Annotated in this window: 29 protein-coding genes; 19 read left to right on the top strand and 10 right to left on the bottom strand. The window is 49.0% G+C overall.

All coding sequences use genetic code 11. The annotated features are described in order from the left end of the window. Positions 1-14: 14 nt before the first annotated feature. From R7V76_RS13080 to R7V76_RS13065, 4 genes are all read left to right on the top strand, one after another. Positions 15-1,007, top strand: a complete 993-nt coding sequence (locus R7V76_RS13080) for a FecCD family ABC transporter permease (RefSeq protein ID WP_318093024.1) — start codon at positions 15-17, stop codon at positions 1,005-1,007. Further along, positions 1,008-1,988, top strand: coding sequence for a FecCD family ABC transporter permease (locus R7V76_RS13075; RefSeq protein WP_318093022.1), 981 nt, complete (start codon positions 1,008-1,010; stop codon positions 1,986-1,988). A 181-nt stretch (positions 1,989-2,169) separates the two neighbouring features. Continuing rightward, complete coding sequence (locus R7V76_RS13070; protein WP_318093020.1) at positions 2,170-2,346, top strand: hypothetical protein; 177 nt, start codon at positions 2,170-2,172, stop codon at positions 2,344-2,346. A 327-nt stretch (positions 2,347-2,673) separates the two neighbouring features. Beyond that, positions 2,674-3,525, top strand: coding sequence for a sensor domain-containing diguanylate cyclase (locus R7V76_RS13065; RefSeq protein ID WP_318093018.1), 852 nt, complete (start codon positions 2,674-2,676; stop codon positions 3,523-3,525). 91 nt (positions 3,526-3,616) lie between these two features. On the opposite strand, the gene R7V76_RS13060 is transcribed toward R7V76_RS13065, so the two are convergent. The 3 genes from R7V76_RS13060 to R7V76_RS13050 are packed head-to-tail and all read right to left on the bottom strand — an operon-like array spanning position 3,617 to position 6,205. Further along, positions 3,617-3,997 (bottom strand): VOC family protein, encoded by a 381-nt coding sequence (locus R7V76_RS13060; RefSeq protein ID WP_318093016.1) that lies wholly within the window; start codon positions 3,995-3,997, stop codon positions 3,617-3,619. 25 nt (positions 3,998-4,022) lie between these two features. Then, a complete protein-coding gene (locus R7V76_RS13055; protein WP_318093014.1) occupies positions 4,023-5,201 on the bottom strand; it encodes an MFS transporter in 1,179 nt (392 codons plus the stop codon). After that, positions 5,201-6,205, bottom strand: coding sequence for an ROK family transcriptional regulator (locus tag R7V76_RS13050; protein WP_318093012.1), 1,005 nt, complete (start codon positions 6,203-6,205; stop codon positions 5,201-5,203). Before R7V76_RS13050 ends, R7V76_RS13055 begins: the two co-directional genes overlap by 1 nt. A 172-nt stretch (positions 6,206-6,377) precedes the next feature. On the opposite strand from R7V76_RS13050, the gene R7V76_RS13045 reads away from it, so the two are divergent. Further along, complete coding sequence (locus tag R7V76_RS13045; protein WP_318093010.1) at positions 6,378-6,962, top strand: YdeI/OmpD-associated family protein; 585 nt, start codon at positions 6,378-6,380, stop codon at positions 6,960-6,962. Further along, entirely contained in the window at positions 6,959-7,411 is a 453-nt protein-coding gene (locus R7V76_RS13040; protein ID WP_318093008.1) for an NUDIX domain-containing protein, read from the top strand. Before R7V76_RS13045 ends, R7V76_RS13040 begins: the two co-directional genes overlap by 4 nt. Positions 7,412-7,612: 201 nt before the next feature. Here R7V76_RS13040 and R7V76_RS13035 read toward each other — a convergent pair whose 3' ends face one another. Both R7V76_RS13035 and cls read right to left on the bottom strand, forming a co-directional pair. Then, entirely contained in the window at positions 7,613-8,212 is a 600-nt protein-coding gene (locus tag R7V76_RS13035) for an HAD-IIIA family hydrolase (protein WP_318093006.1), read from the bottom strand. 195 nt (positions 8,213-8,407) lie between these two features. Further along, complete coding sequence (cls, locus tag R7V76_RS13030; RefSeq protein WP_318093004.1) at positions 8,408-9,847, bottom strand: cardiolipin synthase; 1,440 nt, start codon at positions 9,845-9,847, stop codon at positions 8,408-8,410. Between the two features lie 53 nt (positions 9,848-9,900). On the opposite strand from cls, the gene R7V76_RS13025 reads away from it, so the two are divergent. Continuing rightward, complete coding sequence (locus R7V76_RS13025) at positions 9,901-10,467, top strand: DedA family protein (RefSeq protein WP_318093002.1); 567 nt, start codon at positions 9,901-9,903, stop codon at positions 10,465-10,467. On the opposite strand, the gene R7V76_RS13020 is transcribed toward R7V76_RS13025, so the two are convergent. Further along, the gene (locus R7V76_RS13020) at positions 10,417-11,559 is read right to left on the bottom strand and encodes an AI-2E family transporter (RefSeq protein WP_318093000.1); all 1,143 of its coding nucleotides are present in this window, start codon (positions 11,557-11,559) and stop codon (positions 10,417-10,419) included. The genes R7V76_RS13025 and R7V76_RS13020 overlap by 51 nt on opposite strands. Before the next feature lie 349 nt (positions 11,560-11,908). Between R7V76_RS13020 and R7V76_RS13015 the strand changes: the two genes are divergently transcribed. The 4 genes from R7V76_RS13015 to R7V76_RS13000 are packed head-to-tail and all read left to right on the top strand — an operon-like array spanning position 11,909 to position 14,971. Then, on the top strand, positions 11,909-13,078 hold the full coding sequence (locus tag R7V76_RS13015) for a hypothetical protein (RefSeq protein WP_318092998.1): 1,170 nt from the start codon (positions 11,909-11,911) through the stop codon (positions 13,076-13,078). Between the two features lie 15 nt (positions 13,079-13,093). Further along, on the top strand, positions 13,094-13,846 hold the full coding sequence (locus tag R7V76_RS13010; protein ID WP_318092997.1) for a VLRF1 family aeRF1-type release factor: 753 nt from the start codon (positions 13,094-13,096) through the stop codon (positions 13,844-13,846). A 51-nt stretch (positions 13,847-13,897) separates the two neighbouring features. Beyond that, a complete protein-coding gene (locus R7V76_RS13005) occupies positions 13,898-14,479 on the top strand; it encodes a GNAT family N-acetyltransferase (RefSeq protein WP_318092996.1) in 582 nt (193 codons plus the stop codon). 18 nt (positions 14,480-14,497) lie between these two features. Then, on the top strand, positions 14,498-14,971 hold the full coding sequence (locus R7V76_RS13000) for a GNAT family N-acetyltransferase (protein WP_318092995.1): 474 nt from the start codon (positions 14,498-14,500) through the stop codon (positions 14,969-14,971). 55 nt (positions 14,972-15,026) lie between these two features. On the opposite strand, the gene R7V76_RS12995 is transcribed toward R7V76_RS13000, so the two are convergent. After that, complete coding sequence (locus R7V76_RS12995) at positions 15,027-16,079, bottom strand: C45 family peptidase (RefSeq protein WP_318092993.1); 1,053 nt, start codon at positions 16,077-16,079, stop codon at positions 15,027-15,029. A gap of 162 nt (positions 16,080-16,241) precedes the next feature. Here R7V76_RS12995 and R7V76_RS12990 point away from each other — a divergent pair, with 162 nt between their 5' ends. Further along, positions 16,242-17,948 (top strand): methyl-accepting chemotaxis protein, encoded by a 1,707-nt coding sequence (locus R7V76_RS12990; RefSeq protein ID WP_318092991.1) that lies wholly within the window; start codon positions 16,242-16,244, stop codon positions 17,946-17,948. A gap of 98 nt (positions 17,949-18,046) precedes the next feature. Here the strand turns inward: R7V76_RS12990 and R7V76_RS12985 are convergent, their stop codons facing one another. Then, positions 18,047-19,237: an MFS transporter gene (locus R7V76_RS12985; RefSeq protein WP_318092989.1), complete on the bottom strand. Its 1,191-nt coding sequence runs from the start codon at positions 19,235-19,237 to the stop codon at positions 18,047-18,049. 131 nt (positions 19,238-19,368) lie between these two features. Here R7V76_RS12985 and R7V76_RS12980 point away from each other — a divergent pair, with 131 nt between their 5' ends. The 5 genes from R7V76_RS12980 (at position 19,369) to R7V76_RS12960 (ending at position 22,266) form a co-directional block, all read left to right on the top strand. After that, positions 19,369-20,253: a LysR family transcriptional regulator gene (locus tag R7V76_RS12980; RefSeq protein ID WP_318092988.1), complete on the top strand. Its 885-nt coding sequence runs from the start codon at positions 19,369-19,371 to the stop codon at positions 20,251-20,253. 156 nt (positions 20,254-20,409) lie between these two features. Beyond that, positions 20,410-20,847 carry a DUF1634 domain-containing protein gene (locus R7V76_RS12975; RefSeq protein WP_318092987.1) on the top strand — a complete coding sequence of 146 codons (438 nt, stop codon included), beginning with the start codon at positions 20,410-20,412 and terminating at the stop codon, positions 20,845-20,847. 43 nt (positions 20,848-20,890) lie between these two features. After that, positions 20,891-21,466, top strand: a complete 576-nt coding sequence (locus R7V76_RS12970; protein WP_318092985.1) for a GNAT family N-acetyltransferase — start codon at positions 20,891-20,893, stop codon at positions 21,464-21,466. Further along, the gene (locus R7V76_RS12965; protein ID WP_318092984.1) at positions 21,463-21,900 is read left to right on the top strand and encodes a VOC family protein; all 438 of its coding nucleotides are present in this window, start codon (positions 21,463-21,465) and stop codon (positions 21,898-21,900) included. The genes R7V76_RS12970 and R7V76_RS12965 overlap by 4 nt, the downstream gene beginning before the upstream one ends. A gap of 12 nt (positions 21,901-21,912) precedes the next feature. Continuing rightward, a complete protein-coding gene (locus tag R7V76_RS12960) occupies positions 21,913-22,266 on the top strand; it encodes a hypothetical protein (RefSeq protein ID WP_318092982.1) in 354 nt (117 codons plus the stop codon). Between the two features lie 16 nt (positions 22,267-22,282). Here the strand turns inward: R7V76_RS12960 and R7V76_RS12955 are convergent, their stop codons facing one another. Continuing rightward, complete coding sequence (locus R7V76_RS12955) at positions 22,283-23,545, bottom strand: NAD(P)-binding domain-containing protein (protein WP_318092980.1); 1,263 nt, start codon at positions 23,543-23,545, stop codon at positions 22,283-22,285. 33 nt (positions 23,546-23,578) lie between these two features. Further along, complete coding sequence (locus R7V76_RS12950; protein WP_318092978.1) at positions 23,579-24,025, bottom strand: MarR family winged helix-turn-helix transcriptional regulator; 447 nt, start codon at positions 24,023-24,025, stop codon at positions 23,579-23,581. Positions 24,026-24,136: 111 nt separating this feature from the next. Between R7V76_RS12950 and R7V76_RS12945 the strand changes: the two genes are divergently transcribed. Together R7V76_RS12945 and arsC are read left to right on the top strand one after the other, a co-directional pair. Then, positions 24,137-24,619, top strand: coding sequence for a GNAT family N-acetyltransferase (locus R7V76_RS12945; RefSeq protein ID WP_318092976.1), 483 nt, complete (start codon positions 24,137-24,139; stop codon positions 24,617-24,619). Between the two features lie 64 nt (positions 24,620-24,683). Beyond that, entirely contained in the window at positions 24,684-25,106 is a 423-nt protein-coding gene (gene arsC / locus R7V76_RS12940) for an arsenate reductase (thioredoxin) (protein WP_318092974.1), read from the top strand. Positions 25,107-25,118 lie beyond the last annotated feature (12 nt).

Raw genomic sequence — 25,118 nt, 5'->3', positions numbered from 1 at the left:
AGGGGGACCCGTTGATGATTCGGAAAACACGATTGATCCGTTTGTTCGTTCTACTTATTGTAATGATTGGACTCGGCTCCTATCTCAGTCTGTTTCTCGGCGTGACGACGATTCGGCCGCTCGAAGCCATCCGGGAATGGTCATCCGGTGATCTGTCAAAAGAAACACTGGTTCTGACGACACTTCGATTACCACGATTAGTACTGGGACTGATACTCGGAGCAAACTTAGCCGTCGCCGGAGCATTGATGCAGGCCGTCACCCGGAATCCGCTCGCCTCGCCGCAGGTATTTGGTGTCAACGCCGGAGCCTCGTTGTTCGTGGTTCTCGCGTTATTGCTGTTCCCGGCGCTCGGGACGGCCAATCTCGTGTACTTCGCTTTCTTTGGTGCAATGATCGGCGGGTTGCTCGTGTTTTCATTTGCGTCCGTCCGCGGAATGACCAGTCTGAAACTGGCGCTTGTCGGGATGGCGATTCATCTGTTGCTGACGTCGCTGACGAAAGGATTGATTCTGTTTAATGACCGGATCACGAATGTGTTGTACTGGCTGTCGGGATCGATCAGTGACAGCGGTTGGATCGAAGTCCGTCTGATCCTGCCGTGGTCGATCATCGGCTTGCTTCTCGCCTTCAGTCTGGCGAAGTCGCTGGCGATTTTTCAACTTGGTCAGGACGTAGCTGTCGGACTGGGACAGAACATCACCCGGATCCGGATCTTTGCAGCGGTTGCCGTTGTGTTGCTCGCCGGTGTGACGGTTGCCGTCGCCGGGGCAATCGGCTTCATCGGTCTGATGGTCCCGCACATCGTCCGGCGTCTGGTCGGGGAGGATTACCGGTATGTTCTGCCGGTGTCCGCGTTATGCGGCGGGCTGTTGCTGACAACTGCCGACGTGCTCGCCCGCTTCATTGCCTATCCGTATGAATCGCCGGTCGGCATCGTGACGGCGTTACTCGGAGCCCCGTTCTTTTTATACTTGGCGAAACGCCAGACGAAAGGGGTGGCGTAAATGAACAGACTTCGTCTCGCGCCATGGTCCGGTCTCGTCATCGCAATGCTTCTCGTCGCTATCCTCAGTTTCTTGTTGCTTGGTGTTGGTTCCGTCTACTTGAAACCGGGTGAAGTCATGACTGCCCTGCAGGGAGACGGAAGTGCCTTCATCGTCTGGAACTACCGGTTGCCGCGGATGATTCTCGCCTTGCTCGCCGGCGCTTGTTTTGCCTTGTCCGGTGTCTTGCTGCAGGCGATCATCCGGAATCCGCTCGTCTCGCCGGACGTCATCGGTGTGACGAACGGAGCGGCCTTGTTTGCCGTTTTGACGATTGCGTTACTTCCGGACGGTCCGCTCGTTTTGACGCCGCTTGCGGCGATGGGCGGAGCGGCACTCGTGATGATTGCCCTGATGTTACTTGCCGATCATGGAAAACTGCAACACAGTTCGTTTGCGTTACTCGGTATCGCCGTCAGTGCGATTTGTGCGTCAGGAACGGAATATCTGTTGATCAAGTTTCCGCTCCAGACGAACGACTCACTCGTCTGGCTTGCCGGCAGTCTGTTCGGCAAAGGCTGGACGGAAGTGTATGTCCTGGCGCCGGTCTTTCTGATTCTCGGACTCGCCATCTGGTCCGGACATCGGCAACTCGATATTCTGTCACTCAGTGAAGACGCGGCGATCGGTCTCGGGTTACGGATGAAACGGACCCGGTATGTCTTTCTTACGCTTGCTGTTGTTCTCGCCGCTGTCGCCGTCGCGATGGTCGGATCAATCGGGTTCCTCGGACTCGTTGCCCCGCACATGGCCCGACGTTTGATCGGTCACCGGCACCACCTGTTGATTCCGATGGCCGTCCTTGTCGGCGGTGGACTTTTGGTCGTCGCTGATGCGATCGGGCGCGGGATTCATCCGCCGCTTGAAATTCCGGCCGGATTGATCACAGCGATCATCGGTGTACCGTACTTCTTGTATCTGTTGCGGAAAAACCGCGCTTGAATGCGACCAAACACACTGCCTTGTAACCGGTTCTCTGTTGAGAGAATGTGCGACAAGGCGGTGTTTTTTGAGTTGAACGGCGAATCAATATCCGATATATGGTAAAATGAAATAGATTAGCAGGTGCTATATATAAAACTCAGACGAAGTGTTTAAAAACTATGACGTGTCGAGGTGCTGAATGAGCATACACTTTGAAGAACTGAAAATGTACACGAAATTTGATGATTTGGCAGATGATTTACTGGATCTTGCAAAAGAGATTCTGCCCGAACAACTGTTTTATTTATCAAAATCAGGCGAGAATACTCCCACTTCTAAACGTCTAGGGCGAAGCCCAAGTGAAAGTGGGAGATGAATCGCCTTCGGACAAGGCGTGTCTTGCGACACGTCAATTGTCCGACACTCTTGGTTTAAAAATAATTAAAATCAGGAATAAATTAACTGTCGCGTTCTTTGAAAACTGAAGATATGGGGTTGTGACAGGAAGTTCGTCTGTCACGTAAAATCTTCAACGTTCACCTTGCGGATGACCGAAGTAGCGAAAACCAAGCAGAGTAGGCATCCGCGCAAAAGAAACGGACAAGATAGACTTACAACCGTCGGGACGACGGGGTTAGCCTGATAAATTTCCGACCAATCGGTCGGATAACTCAGGAATCCTCCACCTCTTAGCGAAGCGTAGGTGGAGGTAGTTCAATTATCAGCCATCAATGAGACCGAGCAATTGATCATTAAACTGTCCGAAGAGCAGACCCGGATGCCGGTCACAGAAGGAATGGTCATTGATTTGAATTATTCGCTCTGCCAACGCATCGATTTTCAAACGAAACAACCGCTTATATACGAAGATGTCACAAAAGACCGCGGTCTCGACGGGATGAGGGAAGTACTGGAAGGGGCGAATGTTCAGTCCTATTTAGGGATTCCGATTTCACTTGCGAACGGAGAAAAGTTCGGTACGTTGTGCGCCATCAATGATGAAGTCAGTCTGTTCGAGAGCAAGAGTATCGAGTTACTGCAACGGATCGTCCGTCTGTTTTCGTATTATCTGGAACTCGAGCGGTTTGCCTGGCGTGACATGTTGACGGATCTGTACAATCGACGGTATTTGACGCATCAATTCGACCAGCATCCGCAGACGGAAGGCACCTTGTTCTTCCTTGATTTGGATGGCTTCAAGAACGTCAACGATGTGTACGGACACGATGCCGGGGACGCTGTCCTGCAGGAGGTCGCAAGACGGTTGAAGACATTGATTGCAGGACAAAAAGAAGCCTATGCCGTTCGCTTGGGCGGAGACGAATTCGTCATTCGGTTTACGCATTTTGACTCTCAGCAAGCATTGATCGATCAAGCAGATGAAATTCTTGTCCGGTTGAGTACATGGGACACATATGAACTGTCGACCAGCATCGGAATCGTTGCCTACAAAGACGCTGACACCAGTCTGAAAACTTTGCTGCGTCAAGCGGATGTCGCGTTATACGAAGCAAAATCATCGGGGAAAAACAGGTACAAACTGTTTACAGAATGATTGGCCGGACACATGCAAAAGAAAACACCATGAAGTTCGACGTCTCCTTGACCGGAAGCGTACGAAACAGCATGGTGTTTTTGAATTAGTGTCAGACGGTCAGTTCGATCGTCAGTCCTTCCGGATCAAGAAAGACGCTTTCATAGTAGCCGTCGCCTGTCAGACGCGGACCGTCGAGCCGAGTATAGCCGTCCTCCTCGAGCCGTGCCGTCAGCTGATCGACAGCGAACCGGCTGCCGAGCGAAAAGGCGATGTGGGCGTAACCGAACCGTTCGCGCGGTGCCTCATGATCGATATCCGTCCGGTGCATCAATTCGAGCCGGGCACCTGATTTAAAGTGGAGAAAGTAGGACGAAAATCCTTTGAGCGGATTATGGTACAACGCATTGGCCTGCGCCTCGAAATACGTTTCGTAAAAGTGTTTCATCCGTTCGAGATCCTTGACCCAAACGGCGATATGTTCAATCTTCATGAGAGCAGACTCCTTTTTGAATGATTTAGGAAGCGCGGGACAGCGCCCGTTTCGCAAGGACACGATTGAGCCGTTCGGAACAGAGCAACAGGAACAAAATCATTAGGAAGCCTGTCACCGGAAACAGCTGTAACGTCAGGAACGAGGCGAGAACACCGAACAACGGTGGCAGGAACGTACTGCCGCTGTAGGCGAACGCCATTTGAACCCCCATCAAGCGTTTCGCCGCATCCTGGCCGAACCGGACCGGCGTCTCGTGTAACATGGCCGGATAGATCGGCGCAAGTCCAAGTCCGATCAGGATAAATCCGGTCAGCATCAAACCGTCGAGCGGCAGGAAGAACAGCAGACTGCCGAGCAGGGCCGTCCCTTGACCCAACCGGATCAACTGGCGGTTCGTCATCCGGAGTGATAAAAAACCGCTCAAAAACCGGCCGACGGTGATGCTGCCGTAATAGACGGAAATCCAGGTGGCCGCCGTCTCGACGGAAAAGGATTTGACCTGGACGAGATAACTGCTGCCCCATAAACCGATCAGGGCTTCAGCACCGCAATAGAGAACAAACGAGGCGAGCGCAAACGGGAGACCGGTCAACCGCTTTGCCTGTGTTCCGTGTAAGGACAGATCTTCAGGCGGTGCTGCGGCAGCGACCGGTGCCTGTTTCCAAAGTGGAACGCTCAGGACGAGCAGCAAGGCAAGACCGAACTGGACCAGGGCGACGGTCAGGTAGCCGCTGCGCCAGTCGCCCGATTCGCTCATCATCGCTGCCATGATCAACGGACCGGTCGTTGCACCGACACCCCAAAAGCAGTGCAGCCAGTTCATATGATGCGCTTTATAACGGGTCGCGACAAAATGATTGAGTGCCGCGTCGACGACTCCGGCACCGAGACCAAGCGGAATCGCAAGCAGGAACAGCCAGAGCAACGAAGGGGCAAAATAAAATCCAATCAGGCTGCCAGCCGTGACAGCAGCACAGAAGGCGGTGATATGACTTGTTTCGAACCGGTTGAGAATTTTGCCGCTGAACAGACTCGAGATGATCGTTCCGCCGGCAATCGTCATGAACAGCCAACCGGCGACTTCCAGATCAGCCCCGAACTCTGTCCGCATGACGGGCCAGGCGACGCCGAGTAACGAATCCGGTAATCCTAAACTGATGAATGCAAGATAGATGATGCTGAGTAACCAGACTCCACTCATTATGATGTCCCCTTTATCGGTTGTTCTGTCTGAAGCTGTAATCCGAGACGCGTCAAGCCGGTTAAATAATCTGTCTCCCAGTCACTTCGGACGAGCTTAGGAATATGTGCTTCCGGAATATACCGGGCTGTTGTCGTCCGGATCTGTTGCAAATCTGACGCTGTTACTTCCGCGCCGTTAAAAATCAACAAGTGCGGATTGAGTGTCGCGGCAAATGTCGTCGTCAACCGGCTGATCGCATCAATCGTGTCTGCGTTCAAGACGTCACTTCGCTCGGCGATCCGTTGTCCGAACGTTGCCTTGTCATACTGCGGGACAAGTGAAATCTCACCGGCGAAGTGACTGCTGCCACGGACGAGTTGTCCGTTGATTAGAATCCCGGAACCGGGTCCGTTTTTTCCTAAGTACAAGTAAATCAAGGACTGTTGCCGTTGCTGATAGGCTTCGTGAAAGCCTATGACAGCTGCATTCATGTCGTTTTCGACGACGACCGGTAAGTGGAACTCGGATTCGAGCGTCTGTTTCAGATCGACCTGTTGCAAAGACGGGTAATCCGGTGCAAAAAAGACTTGACCGTTTTCGACCGACGCCGCCACCCCGACACTTAAAAATGTGATGTGCGGATCTTGCGCAAGCAACCGGTGAATCAGGCGGACGAGAGCCGGAACGTGCGGTTGCTTGCGGGGAACGGCTTCCGTTCCGTTCGTCAGCAACGTACCGACAGCGTCGAAGATCCGGTAACCGATGGCGTCGAGTTCGAGATAGAGCGCCAGTCCGTGAGTGTGATCGGCCCGGGGACGATAGCGTTTAGCCGGACGTCCACCGCTCGATACATCCGAATCCTCTTCGTCGACCTCACCATGTGCGATTAAAAGGTCCAAGTGTTTTTTGATTGTCGGGAAACTCGTCGAAAGCGTCCGGCTCAATTCCGGGATCGTCTGAAGCCGTTCGAATAAGAGGGCTTGCCGCAAGCGGATTAATAAGTCCATGTTCATACCAGCCATCAGGGACCTCCTTTTTACTTTTTAAAATATTTTAATAAGTGTTCGGATTGAGTGTAGCAAGTCTTGAATGAGAGTGCAACCCAAAATTCAGAGGAACTCGCTTTTTAAGGAGGGGGTATTGCGAAAATGTCGAACAAGGTACAGGAGAATGAAAAAGGCGGTGTGACGGATTATGGACAGCACTTCACGGTTAGAGGTTGAAACAATCAAGGAATGGCGGAGTTGGCTGGAAAATCATTATCAAACAGAGACCGAAGTTTGGCTCGTATTTGATAAAAAAGATGCAGAAAAATATCAGTTGGATTACACCGAAACCGTCGAAGAAGCTCTTTGTTTTGGTTGGATTGATGGGATTAAAAAGAAGGACGGGGACCGGCTGCTTCAGCGATTTACACCGCGTCGGACAAACAGTCACTGGACCGAACTGAATAAAGAACGGGTTCGCCGACTGATGGCACTCGGAAAGATGCGGGAACAAGGGATAAAGGTGACACCTAACTTGACGGTACCGTTTGAAATTGATCACGCCATCATCACGGAACTGAAGAAAGATCCGGACACCTATCAATTTTTCCGGACGTTGCCGGAGCTCTACATCCGTGTCCGGATCAGTTATATCCAGGCCTGCAAGCAAGACAGCCCGGAGTACGAAAAACGTCTGACCAAGTTTTTGGCCTATACGGCGCAACGGCGACTGTTCGGTCGCTATGACGACGGAGGGAAATTGACGGGAGATTATCAAGGAGATGACCGATGATGGATTCGGAACAGGAGAAACTGAGTTTCGGCATGAAACTGAAAGGACGGTCATACCAGTACAAGCAAAGTGTTTATGGTATTGTTTACGATCAACGAAAGCAGACATTCTTAACCGTCGAGACCAAACTGAAAAATCTTCTTTTACCGGGTGGTGGAATCGAAAGAGGAGAAACGCCGGAGCAAGCACTCCATAGAGAGCTGCTCGAAGAGACCGGGTTTACGATTCGAATTGAGGCACCGATTGGTCGAGCCGAGCAGTATCTACTGGCACCAAGCGGAGAAGCGATTCTGAATGATGCATCCTTTTTTGAGATACGATTGCTAAAGCAGATTCAAGTTTCCCGTGAACCGGATCATCGTCTAGTCTGGCAGCCGCTTCAATCAGTGAATGAATTGTTTTATACACATCAGGCGTGGGGAGTAGGTAAAGGATTGACGACTGATTAAAAGGTGATGCCGTCTTCAATGGTTTCGCCTAATTCAATGATATCGCCGGGAAACTACCACCCTCGTCGAGGTACTTTAATAAGTCGAATGTTTTGTTCTGCGTCGAGGACGACGGCACCGGCGGAAAGTGAGTGCCTTGGACTTGTCATGGTACGCCTTCTTTTTAGAAAGAATAGTTTCTTACGAAAGACAACAGACGACTCATGTATGCTGCTCATACAACCAGTGGACGGCATCTGACAAATCCCGAGCAACGTAATCAATCGAAAGATTTTTTATTTCTTGCTGATGATCGTGCAGTGATGCTTCGCCTGCACCTGTCCGCACTAAGATTTTGATACAACCTGCTTCAGCTGCTGCAAGCATATCTGTCCATCGGTCGCCGATGACGACACAGTTTTTTAGATTCAAATGATGCATCTGCTGTGCTTCGCGTAACATACCGATGGCAGGCTTACGGCACAGACAGTCTGCATGAGGACTGTGAGGGCATATGTACACATCATCAAAACCAAACCCGGTTAATTCGTGCTGAAAGTCACGGACCGTAGCCAATCCTTTTGAAATACCGGGTTGATTCGTAAACGAAAATACTTTGATCTGATCTCGCTTTAAACGATCGAGTGTTGAAGCCGTGTATAGAAAAAGTTTAAATTCCCCCGGATAGTGGATTGTCGAGCCGCCCCCGATGGTGCCATCACGATCGAGAAAAACAGCCTCTATCTGTTTTATCTTCATCTGTCTACCTCCCTTGTTTAAAAAATGAAAGTACCGAAACTTGATAGTAGTAAATATGTTCATTTTTACAGCAAATGAACATGTTTATCCGGAAAATGAATGCATTAAATATAGTCAAAAACGCTAAACATACTCAAAATGATTCAAAATGAGTATGTTTAGTGATAAATGAGTTTATTAATGAATGAGATTCTGTTTGTTTATCACTTCAAATTATATATCCATAATTATACCTTTTTTTACATTTATTATAAAACATCATAAAATCGGTGACAACAGTCGCGAAATACTTTCCTTAAAGCGAATCATCCGTGGACGGGCGGCGTATTTTTCCCGGGTCAATAAGGCACTGTCGGCGACGTCCGACAAAAAGAGCAGCTCGAGTTCCTCGGCAATCGCCGGATCATAGATTATCGCATTCATCTCGAAGTTTAACCGGAAGCTTCGCGCATCGATGTTCGTTGTCCCGACGGAGGCGATTTTTCCGTCGACGACGATCGTCTTCGCATGCATGAAGCCGATCTCGTACGTGTAAACTTCCGCCCCGTGTTGAATCAGTTCACCGACCGCCGCGTACGTCGCCCAGTAGACAAACGGATGATCCGGCTGGTTCGGAATCATGATTTTGAGCGAGACGCCGGAAGCAAGCGCAATCTGACAGGCATCCATGAAACTGGCGTCCGGAATGAAGTAGGGCGACTGGATGTAAACCGATTTTTCCGCGGAGTGAATCATCTGAATCAGCATGTTTTTCAAGTACTCCGTCTCGGACGTCGGTCCGGACGTCACGATTTGAACCGGTACATGATCCGTCGCCGCGGTGTGCGGTGGAATCGGTGCCGTCGACCAATCGGTCCGCTCTTTGCTCGCAGCATCCCAGTCCTGTTCAAAGTGAAATTCGAGTTCCTCGACGACGGGGCCGAGAACCCGAAGATGGGTATCACGCCAGTAGCCGAACTGTTCGTCTTCTCCGAGGTATTCCGAGCCGACGTTAAAACCGCCGATGTAGCCGATTTGCCGGTCAATCGTGCAGAGTTTCCGGTGATTACGGTTGTTGATCCGCAGATTGAAGATGCCGAGCGGCGACGGGAAAAACGACCGGACTTCACCACCGTCTTGTTTGAACGCCGCAAAATCCTTCGCTTTCAGCTTCCAGGAGCCGACTGCGTCGTAAAGAATCCGGACTTTGACACCGCGTTTGGCCTGTTCAAATAAAGCGGTCAATAACCGGTCACCGAGCGGATCACGTTTTAAGATGAAGTACTGGATGTTGATTTCGACCTGCGCACTCTGTATGTCAGCGAGTAACGTATCGAATTTTTGATGACCGTCGAACAGCGTCCGGATGTCTGTTGCTTCCGTCAACAGCGCACCTGCCGTCCGGTTCGCCTGAATCAACTTCCGGTATGGATGAAGCGGTGCTTCCGGGGCGACCGGATCATTGGATTGGAGCGTCAGTTGTTGTTCGCGTGTAATCCGGCGATCTTCCGGAATGTGATAAAAGGAGTCCTGCTTTAAGGACCGACCGAACAGTAAGTAAATCAAAAAGCCGATGATAGGCAGGAAAAACAGAATCATCAGCCAAGCCCAGGTCGCACTGATGTCACGCCGCTCAAAAAACAGGATGGCAATCGCCGCAGCGACGTTAGCAAGTAACACGACGTAGAGCAAAATCGTCAAGATTAGGGTATAGTCCATCAATACGAACACCTCGTTTTCAGAAAGAATGACTTCGACGGGAGGGAAAACATATGGTTTCGGAATGGATCCGGTTCATCTCGAGTATTTTATTCATCCCGATTTCGGATGATTTGTTGGTGATCCGCCAAATCAGCAGTTGGCTCCGGCAGGATCAGACCCCCGTCGTGATTTTTCTGCTGGTCTGGTCGGCCAGTTTCGTCTGTTTTAATCTGTTTTACGGCATTCCGCGATTCTTTCGGGAACTCCCTCTCTTTCAAAAGGCGTTGACGAATAAACATCTGGCGAAGGCGGAAGCCATCTTACAGGAAAAAGGAACGGTTGCTATCGCGATGTCGTTTTTCCTGCCGGGCGTCCGGCGTCCGATTCACTACATGGCGGGTTTACTTGCCTATCCGTTCCGTCCGTATGTGCTCGTGACGCTTGCCGGAACCGGTGTTTACAGTTTACTTTGGACGATTCTCGTCAACCGTCTCGGCGCCTACGGTCTGCTGAACCGTTTTTCCGTGTGGTGGGCAACCCATGGCGGTGTGATTTTGTTACCCGGGCTGCTGATTCTGACCGGTGTATTAGGTTGGGTTTTCCGGGACACGATCCGGAACTGGTTTGTCCGTCCGTAACGCGGTCTTGCGGAGTCGGGCCAGTTTAATGATGTTAAGGACCGTGACTTTTGCGACGGCGTAAAACGGAACGGCCAGCAACATCCCGAGAATCCCTGCCAGTTGACCGGCGACAAGCAGTACGACCGTAATCGTAATCGGATGGACCTTCAGGGATTTTCCTTGGACAAGCGGTGAGATTACATTGGCATCGAGCTGCTGGACGATCGTGATACCGATGACGACGTATAATCCTTTAATCGGTTCATCTAAAAAACCGATCAGTACAGCCGGTGCGGCACCGAGAAACGGCCCGAGGTACGGAATGATGTTTGTCGCGAAGATGAACAGACCAAGCGGCAGGAAGTAAGGGACATCGAGCCACCAAAGAACGAGTGTCGCAAGAGTGCCGACGAAGGAACAGACAATCAGCTGTGCCCGGACGTACGAGCGAATCGTCCCGTTCATGTCTTTTAGAATCAAGAGGGCTTCGTTTCGGTAACTGATCGGAATGAACTGAACGAGCGCGTTCGGCAATTTCTTTCCGTCAACCAGCATGAAGACGTATAAAAAAACGGCGATGAATAACGTAAAGACGGTCGACGCAATCAGCCGGATCAGCCAAACGAGGGAACCGGCGATTGAAGAAAAGACGTTTCCGAGAAGGGTGGTCGCACTTTTCATTGAGCCGTCGACGGTTGAAAACTGATTGTCGAGCGATGGAATCGATGCCCCGTACTTGGCGTAGAGGGACAAGGACTGGCGGTAGAGCCGTTCAGCGAACCCAGGAACCGCATGGATGAAGGCAAACAGTTGTTTCGTGATGAGCGGAAATAAGGTCAACAGAAATACCGTGACGATGATTAGTAATAAGACGAGGACGATGAAAATAGCCAGCTTGCGCGAGCGCAACCGACGTTCCAGTGAATCGACGAAACCGACGGATAGATAAAACAGAATACCGGCGACGATGAACGGAGTGAAGATCGTTGTAAACAGAACAAACAACGGATAAAAAAGAAAGTCGACCTGTCGCGCCATATAAATGATGCCGAGAACGAGTAGGATGAACAGACCGATACGAAAGGAACGATTGGAAATCAATCCGGACAAGAGTATCTCCTCCCTCGAAAATGAACCATATGCTGTATCCTTTCCCTGAAACTTGTGAATATAGTTTGAAAATTCCGAAAAATAGATTCTTATTTCAATCCTATTCGTTAACTGAGACAAAAAAGGGGTAATCATAGATTAACCTCTAACCATTTTTCGTATGATCATCGCTGTCTTCTCTGCAGTCATTCCTAATCAATTCATGATTCTTCGCAGCGACAGTAGTCACTTTCCCCCATTATATTTTCCTTTTCCTTCATCGTCAGCTTAATAACATTGTTCGTCCTATTACCGATGTTCATGGTCCCGGTTTTTGCTACAACCTGTCGTCTAAAAGGGAGGAACCTGTATGCAACCGATCATCGCCTTTACAATTATCATGCTCATCTGGACGGTTAGTGATTATATCTCGAAAAAAACAAAGGCCTTATTATCTTCCTTATTTGTCGCTTCGATTATTTTTTTAATCGGCTTTAAAACCAATCTGTTTCCGGAAGACCTCCTACCGACGTCGTCCTTATTACCACTTGGGCAAACGGTCGTCGGGATGATCATCGTTCACCTTGGGACACTCATCAGCCTCGATGAATTCAAACGGCAGTGGAAAACGTTTTTGATCGGGGTCTCAGCCGTCATCGGGATCAGTGTGTTGCTCTTTACGATCGGACGGCTGTTTCTTGATACGAACTATGTCCTCAGCGCGATTGCCGCGGTCAGCGGCGGAACAATTTCCGTCATCATCGTTCAGGAACAGGCACTGAACGCCGGATTGATTTCAGTTGCCGTCTTTCCGGTCTTGATTGCCGCCTTACAAGGATTGATCGGTTTTCCGCTGACATCGGTCATCCTGCGCAAGGAAGCGTTACGGATCCGGGACGGGGTCCGTGATGGCAGCATCACGAAAAAAGCCACCCTTGATCCGGAAAAAGCATCCGAGAAACAGACGATTTTACCGGAACCGTTCCAGACGACGGCTGGAACGTTGTTCGTCGTCGGTGTCGTCGTCATCGTCTCGTCGTTCCTCAGCAGTTTGACGAACGGCTGGCTCAATACATTTGTCATCGCTTTATTGCTCGGGATTGCCTTGCGGGCGACCGGTGTGTTGAAGCCAAACGTCTTAAACGGAATCGATGCCTACGGGTTGATGATGCTTGCGATTCTGTTGATCATCTTTGGACCCCTCGCAACGACTTCATTTGCGGATCTCGTCGAACTGTTTGTGCCGCTGCTGATTGCTTTTATCCTCGGTGTGCTTGGAATCGTGTTGTTTGCGATGCTTGCCGGGAAGTTCCTCGGATATTCCTATTCGATGGCGATCGCAATCGGTTTGACGTCACTATATGGTTTTCCGGGTACATTGATTCTCAGTCAGGAGGCGGCTAAAAATATCGGGGAGACGGAAGACGAGGTCCAGATTATTGAAGATGAGATTTTACCGAAAATGGTCGTTGCCGGATTTTCGACGGTCACGATCACATCCGTCTTCATCACCGGTATTTTAGCGTCATTCATCTACTAACAGGAGGTTATTCAGATGGGTCTAGGAGAAGATATCAAACGCTTGAAAGGATTTGATGGTTCGACACACGTGTTGTCGGTGTATCTCAGTACGGCTCCGGATAAACGGAACCAGTGGGAGACGATTCTGAGGAATGAAAAGAAACGTCTCTTGACGGAACAGGAAGATCAACAAGCCGTCGAAGCCGTCTTTTCGAAACTCGAGCAGGCGATCAACAATCAGCGTACGAGTTTGCTGCGCAGTATCGTTGCCTTTGTCTCAAGCGATGATTCCTTGCAGGAAGTCTATTTCCTGCAACTCGATGTGACGGATGAAATCAGTTATTATACCAAACCGAATCTCAATCAACTGGAAGTCCTCGATCAACAGTTTCCACGGACGGGTATCGTGCTGACGCATCTCGATTCGGCAACCGTTCTTGACGTCCGGCTTGGAGAAGTCGAGGAGACACACGACTACGAACTGGATCTTGATACCGGACAATGGCGCCGTTATCAGGGACGGAGCAGCCGGAGTGGCGCTTCGAGCAGTAATCAGACGGATGATTTCCGGGACCGGGTCGAAAAACAGGCGGAACGCTTTTACCGGGAACTGTCGGGAGAAGTCGAAAAACTGAACCGTTCGCTCGGTTGGGAGCAAATCATTGTCATCGGCGAACGGTCGCAAGCGAACTTCCTCGATCAGGCGTTAACGACTAAACCCAAACAGGTCATTCATAAAAATTTGTCGCAATCGAGCCAACAACAGATTCTCAAGCAGGTATTTTGAGCGTCGACGTCTAAAGTATAACTTTAGACGTTACATAAGGAGTGAAGATAGATGTTCATGCACCATATTACCGATCAATTGAGTTTAAAATTAATCGAACGCCAGGACGCCGATCCGCTGTATAGGTTGATTGACGCGAACCGGGAACACTTACGGGAATGGCTCGGTTGGGTCGACGGTACGACTGGACCGGATGGGTACCGGGACGAGATTATTCCGATGTGGTTAACGGATTATGCGAACGGCAATGGATTTGCCTGCGGAATTTATTTTGAGGGCGAACTTGTCGGGACAATCGCCTTACACGAAATCAATCAGAAGTTACGCCAAACCTCGATCGGGTATTACTTAACCGGGAACGGTCGCGGCAAAGGATTGATGACGACCGTCGTTGCTTTCATCACCAACTATTGTTTTACGACGCTCGACTTGAACCGAGTCATCATCGAATGCGCGGTCAATAATACCCGAAGCCGGAAGATACCGGAGCGTTTAGGTTTTCAGCAAGAAGGGATTTTACGTGACGGAGAGATCTTGTACGGGGCGTATCATGATATTGCCGTTTACGCGATGCTTGCAAAAGACTGGTCCGGTATGCACGTATCAACCGTACAAAATCAGCAAGTGAATTAAAGCAGGAGGTGCCATGGAATGATTCAATTCATAAAAATGACAGAAGCGGCCTATGCTGCATACTTACCGGAAGCCATCCAAGAGTACGCGCAGGAAAAGGTCAAGGCCGGAACATGGGCAGAGGTGGAGGCCGTTGACCGCTCGACAGCGGAGTACGGGCAACTATTGCCGGACGGGATTCAGACGAAACAGCATTACCTGTTTTCGATTTTGGATGACGCAGAACAGCCACCCGTCGGTATGATCTGGTTTCAAGTAAGCGAAACGACGCACGGACGAACCGCCTTTATCTTTGATTTTAAAATCGAAGCGGGTCATCAAGGGAAAGGGTATGGACGGCAAGCGATGGAAGTACTTGAGCAGGTCGCCCGGCGGATGAACATAAAAAAAATCAAATTACATGTCTTTGCGCATAACACGCGGGCGATTCACCTCTATGAAACGACGGGATTCCTGACGACAGATTTACATATGACGAAAACCTTGAACTGACAAAGAAACACCTCTGTGATCCGTTTTCCGGACCACCAGAGGTGTTTTACTGTGTTCAGCGCCACGTCTGAAGGGTATTGGCGAATTGAATATCGGTTTCCAGTTCGCCATGGATATGGCTTGACGTAAAGTCGTTCCCGGCCAGCCAGTCTTTAAAGTCGAATTCAACCGGTTCCTGATCGCCACCGAGGGCGAACCAGACTTTCATGTCGGATGGGAAATAGGCTGATGTATGGATCGTACCGGCCCAGTGACTGTACAGGTCAGAGAACACCCCTTTATCGGAGTCGTTCAACAGACGGAAGGCTGATTCTGCATCCTGGATCAAATGCTGGTGCGTCTTCAGTTCCATCATCCGGCGTTTCGAATCGTCGAGGTGGAACCGGTTTTCGTGTTGCAGCAAATCAAAATGATTCGTACAGAGATTCGTCTCCCGGACTTCGATGTCGCGGGCTGTCGCCTCGATGACAAATGAGCGGTTCGACCGGTCATGAACGACATAACTGAAGGATCCGCGGTGCGGCATCTCTTTGACAAGTGAGATCGCGTCTTCGACCGACGTACATGTCTCGAGGATGATTCGCCCGATCATGAAACTGACGAAGCCGTCGCCCGGACGACGCCGGTTGATAAAGTTGTAGCCCATCGCGAGACCATGTTCGTTCATCCCGTCCATTCGTCCGGTAACGCGGGACGCCGGGCCGATGATCGCGGAACCACCGTCCGTCGGTTGAAAGACGGAGAAACGTCCGTCATACGTCATCGGATGATAATCATAATTGCGGACGAGAAAATTATCACCCGTCATGATCGAACAGCCACTGTTTGGTCCTTCGACGCGGTAATGGCCAAAATGAAGTAATGTATCGGCGAGCGATAATTCGAGTTCGTCCTGTAAACCGAGTAACTCATCCCAAATATATGGCGCATAGCGGAGAAACATCTCTTTTGTTTCGACCGGATCGACCTGGAAACGGGGAACCCGGATTTTCCAGTTATCTTCGCGGTTATGAAGCAGTTCGTTGCGTTTGACGTAACGGCCCTGTTCGCGGCCGAACTCATAGTGCGTGCCACGGAACTGCGTAATTTCGTTTGAGACAGACTGCACAGCGTTCACTCCTTTTGTTTCTGTATGATTCTGATTATATCGAATCTGGCGCACACTGTCGTAATCCACGGCTCGGTGCAACACATCCGGAAAATGAAAAATGAAAAAAAGACTGAATCATTTATGGAATTGACCGATAAACAGACGGGAGGGGTCTACATAATGAAAAATTTATCGGTACGTAAAAAGATTCAGTTGTTGATTGCGACAGCCATTGTCGCGATGATTTTATTAGCCAGTGCAGGACTCTATTTTTTAAATCAGATGTCGAACGCCTCGCAGGCGATGTACCAGGAAAATTTGATTCCGGTCCAGGAAGTGGCGCAAATCCGGATTGATACGCGGGCACTTGATTCGTTCCTCGTCGAGATGATGTTGACGAAAGATCCGGCCCGGGTCGAAGAACTGGGGGCGCAAATCGATCAACGGCAAGCACAAATCCGTTCTTCCCTCAACAAATTCGAACGCACGTCTGTACCGACGAAACAATCAGAAAAACAAGTCGAGAATTTAAAGGACAGTGTCCTTGGATACGATAACGGCTTGAGTACGATTCAGGATCTGATCACACAGGGTGATAAAGAAGAAGGCTACCGCGTCTATTCGGAAAGTCTTGAGAAAACACGGGATGAAGTGGCCGATACAGCGAAAAGCTTGATGATGTCGATGACAAAGCAATCCAAAGACATCAATGCATTGAACCAGCAGGAAAAGCAGACGGCCTTTTATATCATGCTCGGAATTTTCCTCCTCGCGTTATTGTTATTCGCGGGTCTCGCACTCTACATCACGCGTCTGATTACACAACCGATTCGCTCACTCCAAGGCTGGATGAAGCAGTCGGGTGACGGTGACTTAACGGTCCGCGGTGATTACGTCTCAAAAGACGAACTCGGTCAATTGACGACATCATTCAACACGATGACGGAGCAACTCCACCATGTCATCATCGAAATGACGGATACGTCGAAACATGTTGCGACAGCGTCGGATGAATTGAGCACGAATGCGGAAGCGACGACAAAAGCAACGGAAATGGTCGCCGTGACGATGGAAGAAATCGCAAGCGGGGCCAGTCAACAGTTAAACCAAGTTTCGGGTGCATCACGGACCGTCCAGGACTTAACGTCCGGTGTCAGTCAGGTCGCCGGGAATGCCCAACAGATGACTGACGCGACAGGCAACGCGATGGACAAAGTCACCCATGGCGGTCGAGTCGTCCAACAGCTGGGTCAACAGATGGAACGGATCAACACGGACTTTACGGAACTTGGTCAAGTTATTGTCGGACTCGGCAACCGGTCACAGGAAATCGGACAAATTACCGATTCCATCACCGGCATTGCGGCGCAAACTAATCTGTTGGCGCTGAATGCAGCGATTGAAGCGGCCCGTGCCGGTGAACAAGGACGCGGATTCGCCGTTGTTGCAGCGGAAGTCAAGACGCTTGCTGAGCAATCCGCTCTCGCCGCGAAACAAATCGAGGGTCTGATTCAAGTCATTCAGCGGGAGACGGAACAATCCGTCGTTTCGATGGAAAAGGTGACGACGGAAATGACAAATGGTATTCAAGTCGCCGGCGAAGCGAGTGCTTCGTTCGAGGCAATTGAACGTTCAATCAGCGACGTGACAGGACAAGTCGAAGAAGTGTCCGGCGCGGTTCAGGAAATGGCGGCCGGCAGCGAACAGATTGCGGCCATCATGCGGGAGATTCAATCGGTGACGGAAAGTACAGCCGCCGGAACGGAAAACATCTCGGCTTCGACGGAAGAACAGATGGCTTCGATGGAAGAAATCTCATCCGCATCGCAATCACTGGCGACGATGGCAGAGGACTTAAAACGCTTATCAATCCGTTTTCAAGTGTAAGTCGTATCTGTTCATCTGACTAAAAAACAAAAAACAAACGGTCTGAATTCTTTTCGACAGAATTCAGACCGTTTGTTTTTTTAAAAGAAGAGTCAAACTCACTTCTCTGCATAGAATGGTTCTGCTGTTTGCCGCGTCTCTACCGACTTCGACAGCTTGTTGTCGATGAGAATGACGACGACTGAAACTGCGAGCGTAAAAGCACCGATCCATGGCAAGTAATGCAACAAGCTGTTTTTGACAGCAATTCCGCCAACACCGGCACCTGCTGCCATCCCGATTTGTCCGAACGCGCTGTGCAGACTTAACACAATACTTGCTGCTGAAGGCGCAAGCGTAATGAGCCGGAATTGAATCGGCGTTCCGGAAGACCAGGCTGCCAGTGCCCAAAAGACTAGTAAAACGTAGAACAGGGAAGCTGATTGTCCGATAAACGGGAACAGGAATAAGACCAGTGCATGAAGCAACATGCTTCCAGCCAACGTACGGAACGATCCCCATTTGTCGGTTCCGAATCCGCCTAATTTAGAACCGATGGCACTTGCTATTCCGAATAGGAACAGCGCCGTCGTTACTCCCTGGTTACTCATTTGAAAGACATCCAGGAAATACGGAGAGATGTACGTGAATACGACGGAATACGAACCTAGCCAAAGGAACGTGATGAGCAGATAAGCGGAGATTCGCGGTTGCATGAAGAATTTAAATTGTTCACGCAACGGCACAGGTTCTTCGGCCTTGGTTTGTGGAATCATGACTAGCGCCAATCCGGCAAGCAGTAATCCAATCAGACCAAGACCTACGAAAATGGTATTCCATTCGTAATGTGAAGCGACGACTCGTCCAATCGGAACGCCGGCGACTAAAGCTGTACTATTCCCCATGACGACCGTGGCAATCGCTCCTCCTTGTTTTCCGGGGGCTGCCAAGACGGCAGCAAGCGTCAACAACGTGACTTGAATGACCCCTGCACAAAGAGCGGAAAGGATTCGTGCGCCCATCAGCATATCGTATCCTGATAAGAAGGCAATCCCCACATTGACGATGGAAAAGACCGTCAACGCATAGACGAGCAGTTTCTTTCGTTCCCATCGTGCGGTTATCGCGATCAGGAAAGGAGTTCCCGCTCCGAAAGCAATTGAAAAGACTGTAATGAGTTGTCCGGCGGAAGAAACGGAAATATAATTGGTGTCCGCGATTTTATCTAAAATACCGGCAATGACATATTCAGATGTGCCATTCAAAAAACTGATTGCTGCTAACAAATAAATTTTCCATATGTTTGACATGATACTCGACACCTCGGTTTAAGACTTCTGTATTTGCAAATCTCTGTTTGCTTGAAATACTCACTCATAGTACAGTAGCTATACTTATTAATAAAATGCATATTTGTCATAGGGGGCATACCAAAAACGTTATGAACAGATCACAAATTGAATTGATTATCCAGATTGCTGAGACAGGAAGCTTTACCAAAGCAGGAGAACACGTGCATATGACACAACCAGCGGTCAGTCGGACTGTCGCTTCGGTTGAAGCACAGCTAGGAACCAAGCTGATTAAGCGAGATAAAAAGAACGGGTTGTTTTTTACGGAAGTCGGCGAACAGGTCCTAGTGATCCTTCGGAAAATCGTCAGTGAGTTTCATAAGATAGATGAATTGGTAGCGGCTGAACGCGGATTAGAAATCGGGAAGGTTCATGTAGGTGTTTACCGGACCGCTTATACACGTTTTTTGCCTAAGATCATTCGGACGATGGAGGAACAGTATCCGGGACTCGAGATTAAGCTGTGGGAAGGTACAATCGATCAGATTAAAAAATGGCTACGGACAGAATGCGTGGATGTGGGAATCATCACTTTGACGGATCAAGAATTCGATACGATTGCCCTTGCAGTGGATCAACTGATTGTCCTTTTACCAGCAAATCATCCATTGGCTACTCAGGAAACTGTCAGTATCCTTGATTTAAAAGAACAATCTATTTTGATGGGCAAGGATGGTGTCGAAAAGCACATCTACAGTCTATTCGAAGAACATGACCTGATTCCAAAAGTCAGATTTGAAATGGAACAGCTCGAGACGGGAATAAGTATGGTCCAGGAAGGATTAGGGGTGACCATTACGACGAAACAAAGCATCGGGACGTTACCCGATCAGGTCGTTATGCGTGAGCTCACACCGAAGACATTTCGAAATATTCAAATGGCCGTGTGTAATAAAAAAGATACTTCAAAGGCGACGGATATTTTTATCCAAACAGCGCTCACGCTCTTTAAACCAAACAAACTGGAAACATGATGAAACTCTGATTCTTTCAAAACAAATCATCCATTTGATCAAAACAGGATGATGTCAAACAGGTATCCAAAAAGGATGCCTGTTTTTTATGGAAAAAGCAGGGATTTTGAAAAGGGAGCGGTAATAAGTATTGATAGAGAAACGGAGGTTACGGATATGGGACCACACGAAATCATTGAATGGATTCTTTACGGGATATTCGGTTTGATTCTGCTACCGATTGTCGTGTTCGGTTTTGTGAAGACGGGAAAAAAACGGATGCTGGCTTTGATGACTGCAGGAGTACTCTGTCTGATGTTCGGTAGTTTTTTAATGAGCCAGCCGGATGAGGAAGACATCAAGGCGCAGATTCAGGAAAACGTGACAGCCGTCAAACCGTATCTTGCGAAGGAGTTTCCAGGCGAAAAGTGGACCATTTCGACCGTACCCTTTCAAAAAGAAGGATATCAGCATGTCAATCCCTATGTTATAACCGTTGTCTTTCAAAATGAACCGGATGCTAAATACGAGTATTCACTCAATGATCAAGGGAATGTTGAACTGAGTGGTTTTTCAAGTACTAATGACCTGTCCGAATTCAAACATTTAAAGTAAGGAGGATCGAAGCACAACTATTTACGATACTGGAGGAATATCAATGACTTTTCCCACTTTAGACACAACACGTTTACAGCTCGTTGAGGTAACTTCCGAGTACGCGCCAGCCATTTTCCACATCTTGTCGAATGAGGACGTCACACGTTTTTACGGCATGGATCCGCTTCGTGCACAAGAGGATGCTCTGCATATCATCAAATCGTTTAAACAAACGTTCGACAGCCGGCAAGGCATCCGCTGGGGGATGGTCATTCGTGACAGCGGAACGTTCATCGGAACCATCGGACTGAATCATCTCAGCCTGTACAGTAAAAAGGCGGAGATCGGCTTTGAACTCGATCCGGCACACTGGCGGCGCGGCTATGCGGCGGAAGCAATTGAGGAATTCTTGGCATATGCGTTCGAGACGCTCGGATTGTACCGGATGGGAGCGGTGACGTTCCTTGAAAACACAGCCTCGATCCAACTGTTGAAGCGAATCGGATTTGAAGAAGAAGGAATTTTACGCGGTTATCTGTTCCAAGACGGAACGTCGCATGACGGTCGAATCTTCTCATTATTAAAACCGACCTATCAGGTGAGCCGACAACAACGTAAACAGGAAAACCGGATATGAACATCAACCGGATGGACCATGTCAGCATCAATGTCTTGGACCTCGCTAAAGCGAAAGATTTTTTTGTCGGTTTGGGGTTTGTTGTAAAAGCGGAATGGGAGACGTCCGGCCCGCAACTTGATCGGGTAACCGGTTTGCGTAACGCGAAAACATCGTGTGTCGCACTTGGTATTCCGAATGGAGAAACCTGGCTGGAACTCGTTCACTATCATTCGCCGGTTGATTCCCGTCCGGCACCTAACGAAGTTTCTTCACCGGGACTCCGGCATCTTTGTCTTAATGTCGAGTCGCTTGACGAAATGATTCGGCATATAGAACGGCAGGGATATACCATCATTCATCCGGTTGAACCGTTTGGAGAAACATATCGGCTCTGTTATGTCCGGGGACCTGAAGGAATCCTGTTGGAAATGGCCGAAACAAGCCGAAGGTAAAGGAGGGAAAGGATGTTTCGTAATCCGAACGGCAGCACCCAAGTCTGGTTAAACGATCTCGGCGTCTGTTTGTTTGTGTTGATCGGCTTAACGCTCGCAACACATCCGGTCGTCATCACGCCGTCAGGACAATGGATCTACAATGAAGCAATTTGGCTGAGTACCGATGAAATGAACAAATTCATCACCTTTTATTTTTCGGCGTTATTTGCTTATTTTTTGATCGTTTACTTTGTTCATGCCAGAAAAACGAATAAAAAAACCGTTAACGTCTTGTACATACGGTCATTTTTAAAATTTAAAAAGGGAGGTGGACCAAATCCACCTCCCTTCGTTGTGCCGAAATCATCTGTTGTATCCAATTGAGAATGTAAGACGGATCCTAACAACAACTGGATGATGTTTCGGTTGTAGAAACCCGACAGACACCTGTTTCCGGCAACTTCAACCGAATCTGTTTTGCGCTTATCGTATCTCCTGTCAAATGCGCAACGATCGAGCGGATTTGTTCATAACCGGTCGTTAAAAGAAAGGTAGGCGCGCGTCCATAACTCTTGGAACCAATGATGTAGAAGTTTTTCTCCGGTTGTCTTAACTCAGCTTCGCCGTGCGGTCGCACCGTTCCACAACTATGCAGATTCGGATCAATCAACGGAGCAAGTTGTCGGGTACTTTCGGTAACGGAGTCCACGTCCAACCGGATTTCGCGAAGAAATGAAAAGTCAGGGCGGCTTCCGGTCAAAACGATGACTTCCTGTACAGTGAGCTGTCGGTGATCGGTACTGAGCAGTAGAATGTCCTCGTTTGTCGATGAGGTTTCCGCGACTTTAAACCCGGAATGAACAGTGACGAGACCAGACTCGACTAACGAACGTGCCGTTGATCCCAGTTGCCCCCGCTCAGCCAACTGATCATTCGCTTCCCCGCCAAACGCTTCGACTACGTCTGTTTTACGGATAATCCAGTGGATGTCCGTCTTTGGATAGTCTTTTTTTAATGCCACCGCACTCATTAATGCCGTCAGAGCGGAATGTCCACTGCCGACGATTGCGATTCGCTGATTAGCGTATCGATTTGTTTCTTGTTGGAAGTTCGGTATCGTATGCGTGACGCGTTCGATGAGCGGATCGTGCGGATGCCCCGCACTATACATGGAGTTAGGTTGTCCCCATACACCTGTCGCGTCTAAAACAGCAGCGGCTAGAAAACGGCGTCGCCCCGTTGGCGTTTGAACGATGACTTCGAACGGAGACAGCTCCCGATTCGTTGTCGTCATTTTATCGATTCCTTGACGCGAAATCGAGATGACCTGATGCGCTAGATACAAATTTTCTGAAATAGTCGGCAAGGCGGCGAGCGGGCGCAAATAGTATTCCAGCAAATCATGACCCGTTGGAAAAGCCTCGACTGCCGGATGCTCCCACCCGCTCTGACGTAATTGGGCCGCAGCGACAGGATCGATGTTGTATTCCCAATTTGAAAACATCTTCACATGCGACCATGTCTGAATATGCGTTCCGATATCGGAACCGGCTTCAAGAAGGGAAAAAGGAAGACCTTGCTCAGACAGGTGTGCAGCAGCAGCGAGTCCGATCGGACCGGCACCGATGATGAAAATCGGATGAGAAAAAGATGGAACTTTCATTAAAAACGCTCCTTTATTTGTATTTTACAACCTTTAAAAAATCGTTTTGCAGCATGAATCACTGTTGAGCATGGCATCGTTTAACAAGGTGATGGATTGTAAGACTGCAGTTTTCTCAAACGGAGTCATCTTTTTAAAGATATCCTCGAGATGACCGTTCATTTCTGCATCGATTCCATCTGTGAGTTGTTGGCCGAGTGGAGTTAAAAAAAGTAATTGAATCCGGCGGTCCTCGGAAGATGGGGATTTTAAAACAAGTTCCCGTTTGATTAATGTCTGGATTTGGCGACTAAACGTCGTGATGTCCATACCTAATAAGTCGGCGATTTCCTGCATCGCTGATCCGGGATGCTTCGAAATTTCAAATAAAATATGGCTTTGGACGAGCGAAACCTCCTGATCCAGAACAGAACAACAGTTTTTATTCAGGAGTCCAAAACGACGGGTGAACGTTTGAAAAATTTCACGGGATTCTTGCATGGGCAACCTCTCCTTTTGTCTTATGATTGATTACCTTAGTTATAAAGGTTTAACTTGCAATTTGCAAGTAATTGTTTTTAACTAGTTACTAACACGTGAGGAGGTTTTGAAATGATGATCCGGAAAATAGATACAGGTGATCGGCAACGGCTCTTCGATATTTATCTGCAAGGGGTGGAAGAAGGGAATGCGACTTTTGAAACGGAAATTGATGAACTGAAGTGGTGGCATCAGATGAAAAAAGCAGACGTGTTCGTGATCGAGGAACAGACCGTCGTCGTGGGCTGGGTCAAAATGACGTTCGTTTCAGAAAGACCCGTCTACAAGGGGGTAAGAGAGCTGAGTCTTTATGTCGATCGGGCGGAGCGCGGTAAGGGATACGGGAGTTTGTTATTACAACATATGATTCAATTTGCTGAAAATAACGGGATTTGGACACTGCAGTCACACATCTTCCCGGAAAACATAGCCAGTCTGACCATGCAACAGCAAGCGGGATTCACGATTGTCGGAAAACGCGAAAAAATCGCCAAGCACGGTGCTCGATGGCGAGACACATTATTGTTAGAAAGAAGAAGTCAAAAGATTGATTAAATCTATTGAATAACCCATACGTTATATAATACAATCGTTATATAAAGAGCAGAGGGGGCTAATCATGACACGACCAGTAATTTATTTTCTTTGTACAGGAAACTCATGCCGGAGCCAAATCGCGGAAGGCTTCGCGAAACACTATTTGCCGGACTGGGACGTCCATTCGGCCGGAATCGAACAACATGGCTTAAATCCAAAAGCTGTCCGGGCGATGCAGGAACAAAACATTGACATTTCCGGGCAGACGTCCGATTTGATTGATCCGGATCTCTTGAAGCGGGCGACCATCGTTGTCACCTTGTGCGGAGATGCACGTGATAATTGTCCGGTTATTCCTCCGCATGTCCGACAAGAACATTGGGGATTTGATGATCCGGCACGCGCAACAGGGACGGAATCCGAACAATGGGCTGTTTTCCAACGGGTCCGCGATCAAATCGGCGAACGGATTCAACGATTTGCCAAAGAAGAGACAAGTAACTGAAATTGAAAGGAG

The organism is Exiguobacterium artemiae (assembly GCF_033342815.1).
Taxonomy (GTDB): Bacteria; Bacillota; Bacilli; order Exiguobacteriales; family Exiguobacteriaceae; genus Exiguobacterium_A; species Exiguobacterium_A artemiae_A.
Note: the sequence above shows the minus strand (reverse complement) of the source record. Positions and strands in the feature narration are given on the sequence as shown.